This is a genomic window from Proteus sp. fly-1013 (genome assembly GCF_040140245.1).
Lineage (GTDB): Bacteria > Pseudomonadota > Gammaproteobacteria > Enterobacterales > Enterobacteriaceae > Proteus > Proteus mirabilis_B.
Map to the genome: position 1 here is coordinate 40,895 of NZ_JBEEWD010000003.1, position 17,552 is coordinate 58,446.

The following is a 17,552-nucleotide window of genomic DNA, read 5'->3' on the forward strand; positions in this document are numbered from 1 at the left end:
TAAACAGGTTTTAAATACTTATGTCTCAATTATTTTTCAGTCACAAATTTAAGTGCATTTTCTAAAACAGATAAATCAGCGCCTTGTTTGTGTGCATTTTCACTTAAATGACGACGCCATTGTCTAGCACCCGGAATACCTTGAAAAATTCCCAACATATGACGAGTTACATGACCTAAATAAGTGCCTTGTGAAAGCTCTTTTTCAATATAAGGATACATTGCTCTTACTGCCGCGACTGCATCAGCAATAGGTAACTGATTATCAAAAAGCTCATGATCGACATGTGCTAGAATTGACGGGTTTTGATAAGCCTCACGACCAACCATAACACCATCCATATATTTTAAGTGTTCCTTCGCTTCTTCTAATGACTTAATGCCACCATTAATTGCCATGGTAAGATGCGAGAAATCACGTTTTAATTGATAAACACGAGGATAATCTAAAGGTGGAACCTCACGATTCTCTTTGGGGCTTAAACCCGATAGCCATGCTTTACGTGCATGAATAATAAAGGTATCGCAGTTATTATCTCGGCTAACAGTATCAATAAAATCACAGAGAAATTCATAGCTATCTTGGTCGTCGATCCCGATACGTGTTTTTACTGTAACAGGAATATCAACGACATCGCGCATGGCTTTCACACAGTCAGAGACGAGTTGTGCATCTCCCATTAAACAAGCACCAAAGCGCCCATTTTGTACGCGATCTGAAGGACAACCCACATTTAAATTAATCTCATCATAGCCACGCTCTTGTGCCAATTTTGCACATTGCGCTAACGCTTGAGGATCGCTTCCACCTAACTGTAAAGAGACTGGGTGTTCTTCTTCACTGTATTTTAGATAGTCACCTTTACCATGAATAATGGCACCCGTTGTGACCATTTCAGTATAGAGCAACGTATTTTTACTTAATTGACGAAAGAAATAACGACAATGACGATCAGTCCAGTCGAGCATCGGCGCAACAGAGAAGCGGTTCAAATTATATTCTTTTGAATTGCTATTAACATCATGATTTTCTGTTGATTTATTGAGTTCTATATTTTCTGACATGTTGTAATTCTTTCGTCTATTTAGGCGGTGATTATCTCTAAATTGTTAAGGAGATAAAATGAGCGCGCATTATAGCATAGAGGATAGCTTACACATGCTGGATCTGATGCTAGATATATACTTAAAGAAGTATGGTTGTTAAGAGAATAAATAATTCAATTGGCTACTTTTGACAAAAATGACAAAAAAAGTATATTTGACTGGTCTGTTTATTGTACAATCCTCAAAGGTTTGATAGAGAATGGATGATTTAAATAATGATTAGACGCTTTGGTTTTAAAAATTTCTCAAGTTTCAAACAAGGCGCTGAAATTAGCTTTGAATATGATGGTAATACACCAATCAATATTTCTCATGGTAAACATATTGGTACTGTTATCGGTATTAAAGGTGCTAATGGTTCAGGTAAAACAAATATTCTCAAAGCGCTTTCTTTTCTATTTTGTTTCGTTACAAAAAGAATGACTACAAAGTATTTTAATACACTAGAAAACAGTGAGGAAGTGCGTATACCCATAGAATCATTTTTCTTTTCTAAAGAGAATATAGAATTTTATATCGAGCTGGAAATAGAAGGTATGATTTATTATTATGGTTTAGAAATAACAAAAGAAGGAATTAAAAAAGAAATTTTAATTAGAAATAAAAATGAAGATGGAAGTAAAGATGTTGTATTTATTGAACGATATAAAAATAAAATTGTTTCTTGTATATCAGAGTATCAAGAGTTAAAAAGAATAAAATTAAAAGAAGATCAATCTATAATTAGCTTAATCACGGATTTTAGTTTTAATAAAAAAATGACTGATCTACTTAATATAAAAAATTTCTTTGACTTATTTATTTTTAATGTTGGCTATGACGGATTAAAAAAGGATTTTGAAGAAAATACTAAGTATATTAGAGCTTCTTTCTATAAAAATAATTTAGATGCTCTAGATTTTGTTAAAAAGATAATAAAAAATAGTGATGATGGAATTAGTGATATTATCATTGAAACAGTAAAAGACGCATCTGGTAATAATGTCGATTTTCCTTTGTTTATTCATAAATATGGTGATAAGGAATTTAATCTTATTTATTCAGATGAATCTATGGGCACAAAAACACTATTTAATGTTCTTTTTAACTATTGGGCTATATTGAAGAGTGGAGGGTTATTAATTGTAGATGAATTTGATCTTCATTTACATGCTATGATATTACCAGAAATTATTAATTTATTTACAGATTTATCAATTAATACTAAAGGTGCTCAGCTTATTGTTACTACACATAATACTGAAATAATCGATAAGTTAGGACGATATCAGACGCTATTAGTAAATAAAGAAAATAATGAAAGTTATTGTTATCGTTTAGACGAAATTCCTTTATTAAGAAATGATAGAGCAATATCTCCTTTTTATAATAAAGGGAAAATCGGAGGTGTTCCTAAAGCTTTTTTTTAATGAAATAATCTAATAAAGTAAAAGGATGTTAAATGATTAAAAAGAATTTTAAAAATAATAGATTAGTCAGAGACTTTATTAAGGATATTCCTCATTATACCATTGATAAATCAGGTATTGAGAGTAAGTGTAAGTTTAATTTTGCTTATTTTGATGCTGATCAGGAAGCGGGACAAAGCTTTACTGATTGGAATAATAATATTGGTATTTCATCACTTGAAAATTTAATGGAAAAACTAAAAGAATATACAAAGGAACCATTAAATTATTGGCAGAACCAGCGTGTTGGTAGCGGTGGGCTTAAAATACTTGAATATTATGGAAAATTTCCTAGAAATACGGTTTTTAAACATCCCGCATTTGTACCTGAAGATGCTCATTGGGCAAGATTTAGATTAGGCAATAAAGTGCGGCTTATTGGTTTTGTGATCCATCCATCGACTTTTAATCATTTAACTGAAAAACATAAAGTGCAATTCGATACGAATACGTTTTATATTGTTTTTCTAGATAAAGATCATCTTTTTTACCAAATCGAAGATGAATAGCCAAAAAACAAAATAGGAAAACATAATGCCAATAGAAAAAAGAGCATTACCTTATTTTAAATATCACCCTGAACCGATAAAAACAGGTGCTTTTATCACAGATGATACCGTTATATGTGATTGTTGTGGAAAGGAAACCGATATTTACTACGAAGGGCCTTTTTTTAGTGTTGATGATATTGAAGCACTTTGTCCTTGGTGTATCGCAGATGGCTCTGCCAGTGAGAAATTTGAAGGTGATTTTCAAGATCTCTCCTCTGTTGAAGGAACATTATCAACCTATGACAGTAACGGTGAATATTCAGGTTATCAATCAGGTGTACCTAAAGAAAATCTTGAAGAGTTGATCCGTAGAACGCCGGGATATCAAGGATGGCAACAAGAACATTGGCTTATACATTGTGGCGATCTTTGTGCATTTGTTGGTTATGTTGGGTGGGAAGATATTGCTGATAAATTAGATGAATTTGTTTCTTTGGAAGACGATATTGGTGAAATAGGTATGAATATGGATGACTTACCTAATAATTTAACCAATGGAGACCATTGCCAAGGGTATTTATTTAAGTGTTGTTGTTGTGGAAAACTACGTCTACATATCGATTTTAGTTAAAAAACATTACTCAATTAATATTAAGTCTATTTTTAGTATATAGACTTAATATTAATTTTTTTAAAATAACCTATTTATATTATCTCTATTAAAAATGGAAATAGTCATTGCTCAATATTTTACGCTATAAAGCGAAAAAATAAAAAGAGGAGCATTGAATATGAACATTAAAAGAAAGATACTTATAAAATTAAACAATCTTGATTGTGATAATAAAAATCTGTCATTTCCTACTTCCCATGAAATGCATCACTCCCTTTTAACTAATATATCTTTAGTTCCAGTAATTTCATCTGTTCATCAATTACCACCTAGAAGTCATATTGATTCTATCTCAATAAACTTTAATGATCTAAATAAATATTATTATCTTAATTTACCAGAGAACAATCATTATGCTTTAGATGAAATTATTAAAGTATTAAAACAACACCCTGATATTGAATATATACAAACAGTGCCTATACAGCCTATTGAACCTCCTAATATTACGCCTGACTTTACTCAATATCAGCAATATCTAAATACACCAGAAAAAACGGTGAATATTAATAAAATTAAAGGGCTAGGAATTTGCGAAGCATGGGAACAAGAAGCCTATGGGCAAGGAATACAAGTCGCTGATATTGAGTGGGATTTTAATCTTTCTCATCATGATTTATCAACGGATAACATTACATCATTATTACCTTTTAATGAAAAAACCAGTCAGGCAGATCATGGAACGGCAGTAGCTGGCTTAATTATGGGGAAAAATGATGGTAAAGGGATCACTGGACTCGCTTATAAATTAGATATGTTTTATGCCATCTCCGAATTAACTTGTGGACGTATTGATGCGATCATCGCGAGTAAACGCATACTACATGCTGGTGATATCGTGTTATATGAAATGCAGACAATCTGCGAGCATCAAGCTTACGTACCTGCGGATTATGAAATGCATATTTGGGAGGCGACTCGCGCCTTAACCGATGCTGGGATCATTGTGATTATGGCGGCAGGTAATGGAGGGGTAGATCTAGATTTGCCTGCTTATGAAAGTTATCGACAGCGTCATGATAATAATTCAATACGTGTTGGTGCTGGTTCGCCCTATACATTAAATCGATTACCTTTTTCAACACATGGTTCACCTATTCATGTACAAGCGTGGGGAGAGGATGTTGCAACCGCGGGTTATGGTGATCTATTTCGAAGTGATGATAACCATACTTATACAGCTAATTTTAGTGGTACATCGTCAGCCAGTGCTTTAGTTGCGGGAGCGGCTGCTGTGATCCAATCTTGGTATAAAGACCATACAAACAGTGTGTTAACGCCGATACAAATGCGTGACTTATTAATTAGAACAGGCACTTTTCCACTGTTAAATGACAAAATTGGGCCTTTACCCAATGTGAATAACGCAATTCTGTATTTAAAAAAACTAATAAAACGTCATTAAGAACAATAGTATTAATTCTTTTAGCACCTCCTAAATATTAGGAGGTGTTATTTAAACTTCATCTCTATGATATATAAAGTTTTTATCACCATAATAATACTGAGATCTAAAAATAAGCACAATTTAATCCACTTTTCTGTATAAATAATAACCATAAAATAGTATTGCAAATAAACGTGATAATTAGTTTTTATAGGAAAATAAGGTGATTAGACAACTTCTAAGAGAAAATTTATTTAATCATAAACTTAGTCGTTTTTTACGATTTATATAAATCAATAGAATTTTGATTTTATTGAATTTTTATCATGATCCTCGAAGAGTGTGGTTTATTATGAAAAACTTAAATATGAATAGTTTTTCATTGTTTATGCACCTTTTTGCTTTCAATTTCACGCCACTGCGTTTATCATTTTCCGCTTGTACTATACATACGGCGTCGCTGGTTTTGGGCTTCTGTGGAGCATAATGCTCCGGCAGCTCACACAGTCTTTTCCAGTGGCGGTTCTATCTGCATTATTCTTCGGGATAGAGTATTACCTTAAATGACTGAGAAAACATCTCTGACACCAGTTGTCGAATTAAAATCCTTAAGTAAAGGTTTCGACGGAAAACAAATTATTTCCCGCCTCGATCTCACTATCAACCATGGCGAGTTTTTAACCATCCTCGGTCCTTCGGGCTGTGGTAAGACGACGGTTTTGCGTTTAATCGCGGGTTTAGAAGACGTTGACGATGGAAAAATTATCCTTGATGGGCAAGATATTACGGATATCCCAGCGGAACAACGTTTTGTAAATACGGTTTTTCAAAGTTACGCGCTTTTCCCACATATGACTGTTTTTGAAAACGTCGCATTTGGTCTTCGTATGCAGAAAACACCTGCTGATGAGATTAACATTCGCGTTGAAGAAGCTTTGCGTATGGTGCAACTTGAAGATTTCGCACAACGCCGTCCTGCACACCTTTCTGGTGGACAACAACAACGTGTCGCGATTGCGCGTGCTGTTGTGAATAAACCAAAGGTCTTATTGCTTGATGAATCATTATCTGCACTGGATTACAAATTACGTAAACAGATGCAAAATGAATTAAAAGCCTTACAACGTAAATTAGGGATCACCTTTATTTTCGTGACTCATGACCAAGAAGAGGCGCTGACGATGTCAGACCGGATCGTGGTGATGCGTGAAGGGCGTATTGAGCAAGATGGTACTCCACGTGAAATTTATGAAGAGCCAACAAATCTGTTTGTTGCGCAATTTATAGGTGAAATTAATATCTTTGATGCTCGCGTTCTCCATCGTATTGATGAAACGCGTATTCGTGCTGATGTTGAAGGTCATGAATGTGATATTTACACCACATTACCTGTGACACAAAACCAGAAACTCAAAGTATTGCTTCGACCTGAAGATCTCCGTGTTGAAGAAATTCACGATCTTGAAAACCTTCCTGGGCTAATTGGTTATGTTCGTGAACGTAACTATAAAGGCATGACGCTAGATTCTGTTGTTGAAATGGAAAATGGTAAGGTGGTGATGGTCAGTGAGTTCTTTAATGAAGATGATCCGGATGTTGATCACTCGTTAGACCAAAAAATTGCAGTAACTTGGGTTGAAAGCTGGGAGGTCGTGCTGGCAGATGAAGAAAACACGTAAACTATTTCAAAACATCGTAATTACCGGTGTTGTGGGTTGGTTGATGGTGTTCGTCTTCTTGCCGAATATCATGATCATTGCGACCAGTTTTTTAACACGTGATGATGCCAATCTTGTCGAGATGGTCTTTACACTCGATAACTACTATCGCTTATTTGATCCTATGTATGCAGAAGTGTTACTGCATTCTATTAATATGGCGGTAGTCGCAACATTAGCTTGTTTATTATTAGGTTATCCCTTTGCTTATTTTCTGGCAAAAATGCCTAAAAAAATACAGCCTCTAATGTTGTTTTTATTGATAGTACCTTTTTGGACAAACTCGCTTATTCGTATTTATGGATTAAAGATATTCCTAAGTACCAAAGGTTATTTTAACGAATTCCTGTTGTGGATTGGACTTATTGATAAACCACTCAGAATTATTTATACCCCAGAAGCAGTTGTACTGGGGCTGGTTTATATTTTATTACCTTTTATGGTATTACCGTTATATTCCAGCATTGAAAAGTTAGACAAACCTTGTTTAGAAGCAGCTCGTGATCTAGGTGCTAATAAATTTCAGACCTTTATTCGTATTATTATTCCATTAACAATGCCGGGAATTATTGCGGGTTGTTTACTCGTAATGCTACCTGCAATGGGCTTATTCTTTGTCGCTGATCTAATGGGTGGTGCGAAAAATTTATTAATTGGTAACGTAATTAAAAGCCAATTCTTAAATATTCGTGACTGGCCTTTCGGTGCAGCCACAAGTATTTGCTTAACATTGGTGATGGGATTAATGCTGTTTGTGTATTATCGAGCCGTGAAGCTACTGCATAAGAAGGTAGAAATAGAATGATAGGACGGTTATTGCGTGGTGGATTTATGTCCATTATTTACGCGTATCTTTATATCCCGATCATCATTCTGATAGTTAACTCTTTTAACTCATCACGTTTCGGGATTAATTGGAAAGGATTTACCACAGATTGGTACACCATTTTATTTAATAATGACAGTCTGCTTCAAGCAGCTGGACATTCATTAACAATGGCGGTCACTTCTGCGACATTTGCGACATTAATTGGCGCGTTAGCGGCAGTTGCTCTTTATCGCTACCGTTTCCGTGGCAAAAAATTTGTCGGTGGAATGCTGTTTGTTGTGATGATGTCGCCAGATATTGTTATGGCGATTTCGTTGCTTGTACTGTTTATGATCCTAGGTGTTTCATTAGGATTTTGGTCGCTTCTATTTTCACATATTACATTTTGTCTGCCTTTTGTTGTGGTTACTGTGTACTCACGATTAAGTGGATTTGATGTGAAAATGTTGGAAGCAGCTAAAGATTTAGGGGCAGGTGAATTTACTATTTTGCGTAAAATCATTATGCCTCTGGCGATGCCAGCAGTGGCTTCAGGTTGGTTATTAAGCTTTACGTTATCCATGGATGACGTTGTGGTTTCTTCTTTTGTGACGGGCCCAAGCTATGAAATTTTGCCATTGAAAATATACTCAATGGTAAAAGTTGGGGTTTCACCTGAGGTGAATGCGCTTGCAACCATCCTTTTAGGTCTATCCTTAGTATTAGTGTTAATTAGTCAGTTGATCTTAAGAGACAGAACTGGCAAAGCGTAAACATGTATTAGTGCGAGTTTCTCGCACTTTTTGGGGTCTTGAAGACCAATCTGTTGGAGGTAGGCTCGCTGCCTATTTGATATTAACGCATCAACCACTGAAGGAAACATAAATGAAAAAGTGGTCCTCAGTACTTGCTGCCAGCGTAATGGCATTAAGTATCGGCACAGCATCGGCTGATGATGGTAAGACATTATATTTCTACAACTGGACGGAGTATGTTCCGCCTGGTCTGCTTGAACAGTTTACGAAAGAAACTGGGATTAAGGTGATTTATTCCACCTACGAATCCAATGAAAGCATGTATACCAAGTTAAAGACCTATAAAGATGGTGCTTATGACTTGGTGGTTCCTTCTACTTATTTTATTTCTAAAATGAGTCATGAAGGAATGCTACAAAAAATCGATAAATCAAAATTAACCCATTTTGATAATCTCGATCCTAGTTTATTACATAAATCATTCGACCCCCAAAATGACTACTCCATTCCTTATATTTGGGGTGCGACCGCTATTGGTATTAATAGTGATGAAGTTGATGTGAGTGACATAACGTCATGGGCAGATTTATGGAAACCTGAATATAAAGATAGCCTGTTATTAACCGATGATGCCCGTGAAGTTTTCCAAATGGCATTATTAAAATTAGGCTATTCAGGCAATACAACCGATCCTAAAGAGATTGAAGAAGCCTATAAAGAGCTGCAAAAACTGATGCCAAACGTATTAGCATTTAATTCAGATAATCCCGCTAACCCTTATATGCAAGGGGAAGTTAATTTAGGGATGATTTGGAATGGCTCGGCATTTATTGCGCGCGATGCGGGTGCACCTATTGAAATGGTGTGGCCAAAAGAAGGGGGCATTTTCTGGATGGATAGCTTAGCTATTCCTGCGAATGCCAAGAATGTCGAAGGTGCACATAAACTGATCGACTTCTTATTACGCCCAGAAGTTGCAGCAAAAGTAGCTGAAAATATTGGCTATCCAACTCCTAACTTAGCGGCACAAAAATTATTGCCAAATACCATCACTAAAGATAATTCTCTTTATCCAACAGAAGAGATTATTAACAAAGGTGAATGGCAAAATGATGTGGGTGATGCAACCGTATTATACGAAAGCTATTACCAGAAACTAAAAGCGGGTCGTTAATCATTTTCATGTTTTATGCTAAAGCCACCTTTAAGGTGGCTTTTTTATAAGAGAAGAGAATACATTTTTTATTTAATTAAAAATAAAGAGAAGTAAAAGAGAGTCGGTGATGAGGAAAAGCGTAAATAGACTACGCTTAATTAAAATCATTCTTAATACAGCTTTCGGCAATTAACCGATTATTTTTTTCTTGAGTTTTTCTTCGTTGTTCAATACTTGAAGCATGATTACTTTGTAAGAAATAGCTAATATGAACATCAAATTTCTCAGAGATACGATAAATTAATTCTATACTGATCCTATTTGTTCCACGTTCATAACGAGAAAGCTGTTGCTGGCTTATCTCTAATTCTTTAGCAAATAAAGTACCTGAGCATTTTAATTTTTTTCGTAAATGGCGTATTCGCTGGCCTATACGAAAATTAATGGTTTTGCTGTTATCTATCATTTATCAACCTTAAAAATTCAAATCATTATTGATAAGAAAAAGTCAGACTGGCCAACCCGTTTGCTTTACCAGGTTTTAGTGTTCCAGTCGTGATATACCGAGTTGACAGGTTTAATGTGTAGTTTTCGTTATTAGATGTTGTTATATGAAGTAAGCGTTGATTAGGTTGTCCGGTAGCACTAATGTCAGGTCCATAAGTTACTGGTGTAGGGGTATCATTAAAGAAAAATTGAATACCAATACCTGATGCATCTGAATCTGATGTTAATGTGAGAATATCCGTATTATTAGAATAAGTAGATTGATCGGTCATGCTGGCATACAAGTGAACATTGGTATCACAAGTTACTGAAATGGGTTTTGTTTGTGTTTTTGAGGTCGACCCGATAGCACTCATATCTCTCATTGAGATATCACCCAACTCATAGGTTAGGTTTTTGGTATTTACTGTGCAACCACGGGCTTTAATGGTGATTGTTACGGGATTTATTGCGACAAGTGATGTGTTATTTCCCTTATGCCCACCCCCATATTCAGACCAAGTATTGGCAATTACGGTGTAAGGAATATTATAAACACCCGTTTCTAAGTGCTCGTCAGTGACAACAAAGACAACTTTTGCTTTTAATGAAACACGGTCTACGCCTTTATTTACTGTTGATCCTGCTGCGGGATAAATAATTGTTGCACTTGAGCCTGTGCCTACATCAATAGGAACATAAGAAACATTGTCATTATTATCTTTTAAACCAAAGGCATAACCAATACCTTTTACACCAGCAAGGGTATACACTGGATATCGATTGCTACCTTCGTAATAGTAGATCCCACTTAATTTTGAACCCAATGCATTAGCATAGAGCGTTTCAACCCAGCATTTTTGTAGAAATTTGTTCTCACATTTAAAACCATTATGAACGGATGTTTCTCCAATCCATGTTGAAGTGATTGGAGTACCAGCTGGCGTTCCATCCGCTGCACCATCAAAACTCATTGGTACAGGTGATACAATAAGAGGATCTGCCACTGCCCATGCCATTTTTTCAGGAATAAACACTAAAAAAACCAGTAATGATAAGAAAGAAAGGGAATATTTCATTATTGGTACTCCAGTAAAAAAGTCGTAGTCGCATTAGCTTGCCCTGAACTGACTGGTAAATGTGTTGCGATGTATTGGGCGTAGAATTGCAAGGTATTATCTTGATTAGGCAATAACAGGTAAGATTGGCTTTTTTCATTGATGGCAATAGGTGTGCCTGACTTATCCATAAGCGCAATAGCAACACCTTGAGCACCATCCTTATTAACTGCAAGTAATGTATTATCAGTTGCAGAAGGTGTTCCTTTAAAGCTGACTTTCACGCCGCTGGCTTCGGGTTGGCAATCTACCAACTTAATACTAAAAGGGATAATAGGTGTACGTTGTTGAGCGATCGTCGTTGAAGTGAAATCTTTAGTCGCAATATTACCTAGTTTTACCGTAATTGTTTTTGAGTTGGTTTCTACCGTGCAAGTGTTGCCAGTTACTCGGGCATTAATTTGAACCAAAGTGTCATAAGTATTGCCTTTACTTATAGAAAGCATCAATAAAGCCAAAACAAGCATTAATCTGCGCATTATTGGCACTCCTGTGTCATTTTTACAAAGGGCTCATTCTGTTGTTCAAGAGGTAGTTGATAGTTCACTTGGCAATGTTTGGACGATCCATTGCCCCAACGAATATCTAATAGACCTGAGAGCGGTACACCAGAGAGGTAGAGCAAACCATCATCGCCCACAATACCGGAGAGATTATTTAGCTTATCGGTGGCAATTGCACCGAAAGGTAGAGGTCGTCCTTGTTGTCTTAATGTCAGTAATAAGCGATATCCTGTTTTGGCGTCAAAGTTAACTTTAATAACTGCACCTTGAGTAGGAATAACTTGCTGAATATTTTGCTCAATTTCAACATTATCAGGGAGGGCTGTGGTATCAAGAGCAACTTTGTTTTGGCGATAAGCTGTAGCATAGGGAATGACTGCGAATCCTCGCCAATCAGTATAAATCCCCGTTGCATTATCAATAGGCACATCTGCTGTTTTGCCGGCATCAACTAAAATGGTATTTGAACTTAATGGCTGACTTAATGTGATCCCTTCACTATGTAACAACATACCACCTGCAAGGCTGTAATTAAGTTGTTGAGCATCTTGATGGTAGTTATAACCTGCATTGAGATTGCCATATCGGCTTTGATATCCAAGAGATGCACTTCCTGTATAACTGCCACCTTGATTGCTATATCCCTGTTGGACACTGTAATTTAATGTATTGTCATCGAGTAATGTGCCAGCAACACCTGCATTATGAGCAGAATAGCCGTTATTATTATGGCTGTAGTTATAAGTGAGATAGGCACTATTGGTGGATTGATAACTTGAAGGCATAAGAAGTTGTAACGGAATAGAAACCCCAAGAGAGAGTGTTTGATCTCGTTCTCCACTATTCATCATGCGGTTATAACTATAAATAATATTGTAAGAAAGCCCTTTGACATTGCCGTTATAACCCGTTTGTATTAATACATTTTTCTCATTTGTTCCCCAATAGTTTTGCCAGTGTGTTGTCATAAAAACAGAGCCATAATCAGCAAGTTGTTGTGACAAATTGATCTGGAGACTGCCTTTTTTATGATTACGCAGATCAAAATAGCGTGAAGGTGTTTGTTGATTATCTTCATAGAGATAACCAGACATACGCGTGTTGAGCGTCTCTTCTAAGGTGTAAAATCCAGAAGTAGAGTATCGATAGCCTAATAGTTGAAAATTTGTACCAAATTGGTTAAGTGATTTTGCGTAGAGAAAGCGTAAAGAGTAGCCCTCAGATATCGAGTCATCGGGTAGTTTGCTATGAGCAAAAGTGATATCCGTTGATAATGCGCCCAAAGTGCCCATATTTTTACCGGCCCCAAGTGCATAAGATTGATAATCCGCTGTAACTAAAGCCCCACTATATACTGTTGTGTCATAAGGCAATCCATAAATTAGGTGGCCTTGTAAAAAGCGTGGCTTTTTATTTTGGTTATTTTGGCGAATTTCTCCCGCTTGAATAACAAATTGTTTTTGACCTTCTCGCTGTAAAATGGGTACCGCAGAATACGGCACAACATAATCCTGTTTTCCGCCGTCATTTTCTTCAATAGAAACATAGAGATCTCCGCTATTTGATGTTGGATAAAGATCTCTAATTTCAAATGCTCCGGGAGCGACAAAGGTTTGGTAAATTATATAGCCATTTTGTCTTATAACGACTTTGGCATTACTATTCGCTATTCCTCTAACAATAGGAGCAAAACCTCTTTGACTATCAGGCAACATGGTGTCATCGCTTTCTAAGGAAATACCTCGGAAATTAATGCTGTCAAAAAGTGTTGATGACGTATAACTGTCGCCAATTTGTAATTGGCTTTTTAACGATACAATATTGCGTTGAAGATAAGTATTGATATGGTTCCACTGGTTTTTTCCATTCGATGAATTCCAAGTGGAATAATCTCTTAATCGCCAAGCACCAATATTGATCCCACTACGTAGATTTAGATAGTAACTATTATTATGGGAATTTCCCCAACTATTGGCTCCACTAAAGGTATAATTTAATATTCCCGCAGTAATACCGTTATCCCATTTCTCTGGTGGAATATAACCACGAGCTTTAAGATCTAAAGCAGCTTGAGGAATTTGAATTTTTAATGCTTGCTTCTCAATATCATAATTAACAACAGAGTCAGGAATAATGTCTTCAATATTAATACATTGATTATCTAAGGCATTCTCAATATCAGAAAATATTTTAGTATTAATATTTAATGATTGATAAAAAGATTTATTTAAACAAGGGATTACATTTTTATCTTGGCTAATAAAACGGATATTTTCTGTTTTCAGATATTCATGATTAAAAATAATATCAAGAGGGTAATCCCCTGGTTTGATACTATTTCCGGCCTCAAAATAGCTTAAATCAGCGACAGAATCGGGAGAGTCAGCCAAAAATGCAGGATTAAATCGGTTTGCACTGTGTGCTAAAAATGGCAACGCCATTAATATAGTGATAGCACCAGAAAAGAAAAAATGAGCTGTATTTTTATTAATCATGTTTTTTTGACCAAAAAGCTTGGAGCCGATGTAATCATTAATGAGAAATTTCTTTTTTTAATACAGCCGTCTGTGCGCCATAATCATTGATTGTTTGGAATGAAATTAGGTTCGCATTACTCTTTATTTTCCCTAAAATTAATTGAGATAACGGATTGATCATGATGCTTGCAGGAAGTTGATTATCCACTACTGCTAAATTGACCATAGTTATATGATAAGGCGTTGGATTATTCGCAATAAGCTCACCATTCAGGTAAGAAAAAGAAATCTCATTTGCAAATTTTTCATTATAAGCAGGTAAATTTCCGGGACGATAGAAAAGCTTTATTCGGCTCTGTATTGCGATTTGTAGTGTATTTTCCTTAGCTAGTTCATCTTGTAATGAAGGGATCACTTTTACATTCATCCAAAATAAACTTTCTCTATCTTCAGGTAATGGTACTCCGGTATACATAATTCTTAATGCATTTTCTTTATTGGCATCAAGAATATATAAAGGAGGTGTTACTATAAAATCATTATTTTTAATTCCTTGATTATCAGAAACCCATGACTGAATTAAAAAGCTATTTTCTTTATCTGAGTTAGTAATAACAAGATTGGTTTGTTTAATATTAGAGTTATAAATAATACGTGTGGCACCTAATGAAACACCATTAGAATAAGATAATAATGGAAAGAGAAAAATAAGAAGGAATATAAGTATTTTTTTCATAATATAAATATATTAGACAATGAATATAGGACAATTATTTTTTTGATAAAAATATGCCGTCCTTGGCAATAAGATATCAATCAAAAATGATTAGCGATTAAGAGTAAGTAACCATAAAGTTTGTGGTAACGTTTGCGCTACCCGCCTTAACAGTATCATCAGTTGAAACTAGAGATGCGTTATAATTTAATTGGTTTTCGCCCTCAATTAACTTTTGAGTAGTTGATGGCTGGCCTGGAATAACATTTTTACTGCTTGAGTCAGTAATTTTTAATGCTACATTTGCAGCCGCACCACTACCTTGTAATGCAAATGCGTTTGCATCGCCATCAGAAGCTGTACCATTAAAAGTAATTGCAGCTAATGTTGAAACTGTAATATCGCAGTTATTTAATTTAATACTAAAAGGAATGCGACCTGTTTCATCACCTTTTTTGGTAAATTCGGCAACGCGGAATTGACCTAAACGAACAGTTTGATTTGCTGAGCTACTATCAACACCACAGGCTGCATTAACAACAGAACCTTCAAAGTTAACAGTACCGCCATTGACTGTTACTTCTGTTGGTGCAGGAGTACCAGTGTCTTCTGCAAATGCAGGTGCTGCAATAACTGCCATTGCAGAAGTGATAATTGCAGATAATAATAACTTTTTCATTAATTGTTCCTATTTTTTAAATATATATCTAACCGTTAACTTAATAAATTAAGCTAACAGTTAACTCTATTTATTTCCTATTCTTAGATAGAGAATAAAAGGGGATAAATTATTTTTAGACGTGTGACGTAAGGCTATTTATATATATTCAACAGAGAGCTGATTACCGCAATTATCGTAAAAACGATAAAACAGTCATATTCACACCTAAGTCAAATTTTCAAAAATTATAGATGTGCTAAAAAAAATAGAGAAATCGTTTTAAACGATCGTTTTTAGCTTGTTTTATAGATGGTACCTATTGATGTCGTGATAACTATCGGTAATAGTTAGTGTTAAAAAGTGGATAAATATATTATTTTATCTAATGATTCTCAGAGTGTTTTGTATGATGTTGATATATATCATATTTTTAATTTTTGTTTTTGCTCTGTTATTTAATTCCAATAAAGAATGTCTTAAAAAGATGATGTAAATATACTTATAAGATGATGTTTCATAAAATATATTTCATAGTGAAACTATTTATAGAATGATACAAAAAATAACACTTTTTGTGATCAAAAAAGACAATATTGTCTGTTTCTTTATTCAAATATAAATTTTAAATTTATATTTTATAAAAAAAGTAGAAATATTATTTATTCATTTTAAGTTGAAATTAAAAGACATATTTTAAAAATATAAAATTGATGATACTTTTTTCACTACCTATGGGAGTAGATCAATGTGTTTTCTACTTGATATTAATTGTAACAAAATGTTTCACCATTCAATTTTTTTTATTATTTTTGCATAAAAGTGATTAAAGCAATTATGCTGGTTTTATTTTAATATCGGTTCTAATGATAAAATCTTAAATCTGAAGGCACAAAATGATATCTAGCGCATCAAAAGGGACGTTATATGGCATTGTTGCTATTTTTCTTTGGAGCACCATTGTTGGCTTAATTCGTAATATTAGTGAGTATTTTGGTGCCGTAGGGGGTGCTGCACTGATTTATACCACAGGCACACTCTTTCTTATTTTGATCTTAGGCGTACCTAAGTTATCACGCTTTCCTAAACGCTATCTCTTCTGGGGGGGACTATTATTTGTCACTTATGAAGTGTGCTTATCTCTGGCTTTAGGATTTGCAACAGACCGAACACAAGCCATAGAGCTAGGAATGGTTAACTATTTATGGCCTAGTTTTACGTTAGCCCTTGCCGTAATACTTAATAAACAGCGATTCTCTATTTTGCTGATTGTCGGATTATTATGTGCATTTAGTGGATTAGTTTGGGTTGTTAGTGGTGATAATCCGCTGACAATTGACGGTTTATGGACGAATATTCAAAGTAATCCATTAAGCTATATATTGGCGTTTTCAGGTGCCATCTTATGGGCGTTTTATAGTAATTTAACTCGCCTTATGTCTGGCGGGAATAACGGCATTGTACCTTTCTTTCTATTAACGTCACTTGCCTTGTGGGGGCAATACCTATTCTCAGCGCCAGTAGAGTGGATCGTTAATACAAAAAGCATCACGCTATTATTAATAACAGGTGCTGCTATTGGGCTTGCAAATGCCGCTTGGACAGTTGGTATGATCAGAGGCAATGTGACCTTATTAGCTACACTCTCTTATTTTACTCCCGTTATTTCTACTGCATTCTCATCAATATTATTGTCTACCGCACTCTCTTTCTCATTTTGGCAAGGGGTAATGATGGTGACTGGTGGCTCTTTAATTTGCTGGTTGGCAACTCGTCAAAAAACGATAAAACCACTTAAAATGGCAAAATAGAGGGTTCTTAAGTTAAATATTGATGTAAATAGAGGTCATTGGCTCAATAAATGCTATTTAAAAAAAGAAGCATTTGTGTAAGTTGAAATTTTTTCACTATGCGATGAGATGAATATCGGCTTATCTATACTCATCATATTTCAAGTTGTAGTGTTACTGATTAGTGACTTATTCACTTGTCGCCTAGCTGCATCTCGAATTATTTAGAGTATAAGTAATACTATAAGAACAAATGCAACAAA

Annotated in this window: 16 protein-coding genes; 9 read left to right on the plus strand and 7 right to left on the minus strand. The window is 35.1% G+C overall.

All coding sequences use genetic code 11. The annotated features are described in order from the left end of the window. Positions 1-29: 29 nt before the first annotated feature. Positions 30-1,064 (minus strand): tRNA dihydrouridine(20/20a) synthase DusA, encoded by a 1,035-nt coding sequence (gene dusA / locus ABN236_RS06830; protein WP_349473636.1) that lies wholly within the window; start codon positions 1,062-1,064, stop codon positions 30-32. A gap of 257 nt (positions 1,065-1,321) precedes the next feature. Between dusA and ABN236_RS06835 the strand changes: the two genes are divergently transcribed. The 8 genes from ABN236_RS06835 to potD all read left to right on the plus strand — a co-directional run bounded on the left by ABN236_RS06835 (position 1,322) and on the right by potD (position 9,560). Further along, complete coding sequence (locus tag ABN236_RS06835) at positions 1,322-2,515, plus strand: AAA family ATPase (protein WP_102949525.1); 1,194 nt, start codon at positions 1,322-1,324, stop codon at positions 2,513-2,515. Positions 2,516-2,547: 32 nt separating this feature from the next. Further along, positions 2,548-3,063, plus strand: coding sequence for a hypothetical protein (locus ABN236_RS06840; protein WP_349473637.1), 516 nt, complete (start codon positions 2,548-2,550; stop codon positions 3,061-3,063). A gap of 25 nt (positions 3,064-3,088) precedes the next feature. Then, positions 3,089-3,676 carry a PF03691 family colicin E2 tolerance protein CbrC gene (gene cbrC, locus ABN236_RS06845; RefSeq protein ID WP_349473638.1) on the plus strand — a complete coding sequence of 196 codons (588 nt, stop codon included), beginning with the start codon at positions 3,089-3,091 and terminating at the stop codon, positions 3,674-3,676. A gap of 160 nt (positions 3,677-3,836) precedes the next feature. Continuing rightward, entirely contained in the window at positions 3,837-5,123 is a 1,287-nt protein-coding gene (locus tag ABN236_RS06850) for a S8 family peptidase (RefSeq protein ID WP_194951327.1), read from the plus strand. Positions 5,124-5,668: 545 nt separating this feature from the next. Continuing rightward, positions 5,669-6,784, plus strand: coding sequence for a spermidine/putrescine ABC transporter ATP-binding protein PotA (potA, locus tag ABN236_RS06855; RefSeq protein WP_349473639.1), 1,116 nt, complete (start codon positions 5,669-5,671; stop codon positions 6,782-6,784). Beyond that, positions 6,768-7,628 carry a spermidine/putrescine ABC transporter permease PotB gene (gene potB, locus ABN236_RS06860; RefSeq protein ID WP_023583058.1) on the plus strand — a complete coding sequence of 287 codons (861 nt, stop codon included), beginning with the start codon at positions 6,768-6,770 and terminating at the stop codon, positions 7,626-7,628. The genes potA and potB overlap by 17 nt, the downstream gene beginning before the upstream one ends. Continuing rightward, the gene (potC, locus tag ABN236_RS06865) at positions 7,625-8,404 is read left to right on the plus strand and encodes a spermidine/putrescine ABC transporter permease PotC (protein ID WP_349473640.1); all 780 of its coding nucleotides are present in this window, start codon (positions 7,625-7,627) and stop codon (positions 8,402-8,404) included. Before potB ends, potC begins: the two co-directional genes overlap by 4 nt. A 112-nt stretch (positions 8,405-8,516) precedes the next feature. Continuing rightward, positions 8,517-9,560 (plus strand): spermidine/putrescine ABC transporter substrate-binding protein PotD, encoded by a 1,044-nt coding sequence (gene potD / locus ABN236_RS06870; protein WP_349473641.1) that lies wholly within the window; start codon positions 8,517-8,519, stop codon positions 9,558-9,560. A gap of 136 nt (positions 9,561-9,696) precedes the next feature. Here the strand turns inward: potD and ABN236_RS06875 are convergent, their stop codons facing one another. From ABN236_RS06875 to ABN236_RS06900, 6 genes are all read right to left on the minus strand, one after another. Beyond that, complete coding sequence (locus ABN236_RS06875) at positions 9,697-10,008, minus strand: helix-turn-helix domain-containing protein (protein WP_088494433.1); 312 nt, start codon at positions 10,006-10,008, stop codon at positions 9,697-9,699. Positions 10,009-10,033: 25 nt separating this feature from the next. Beyond that, a complete protein-coding gene (locus ABN236_RS06880) occupies positions 10,034-11,107 on the minus strand; it encodes a fimbrial protein (protein WP_088494434.1) in 1,074 nt (357 codons plus the stop codon). Beyond that, on the minus strand, positions 11,107-11,625 hold the full coding sequence (locus tag ABN236_RS06885) for a fimbrial protein (protein WP_349473642.1): 519 nt from the start codon (positions 11,623-11,625) through the stop codon (positions 11,107-11,109). Before ABN236_RS06885 ends, ABN236_RS06880 begins: the two co-directional genes overlap by 1 nt. Then, positions 11,625-14,144 carry a fimbria/pilus outer membrane usher protein gene (locus ABN236_RS06890; RefSeq protein WP_349473643.1) on the minus strand — a complete coding sequence of 840 codons (2,520 nt, stop codon included), beginning with the start codon at positions 14,142-14,144 and terminating at the stop codon, positions 11,625-11,627. Before ABN236_RS06890 ends, ABN236_RS06885 begins: the two co-directional genes overlap by 1 nt. A gap of 37 nt (positions 14,145-14,181) precedes the next feature. Then, positions 14,182-14,862 carry a fimbria/pilus periplasmic chaperone gene (locus ABN236_RS06895; protein ID WP_349473644.1) on the minus strand — a complete coding sequence of 227 codons (681 nt, stop codon included), beginning with the start codon at positions 14,860-14,862 and terminating at the stop codon, positions 14,182-14,184. 97 nt (positions 14,863-14,959) lie between these two features. Next, a complete protein-coding gene (locus tag ABN236_RS06900; RefSeq protein WP_088494438.1) occupies positions 14,960-15,520 on the minus strand; it encodes a fimbrial protein in 561 nt (186 codons plus the stop codon). 875 nt (positions 15,521-16,395) lie between these two features. Here ABN236_RS06900 and yddG point away from each other — a divergent pair. Beyond that, a complete protein-coding gene (yddG, locus tag ABN236_RS06905) occupies positions 16,396-17,310 on the plus strand; it encodes an aromatic amino acid DMT transporter YddG (RefSeq protein WP_349473645.1) in 915 nt (304 codons plus the stop codon). The last annotated feature ends 242 nt before the right edge of the window (positions 17,311-17,552 follow it).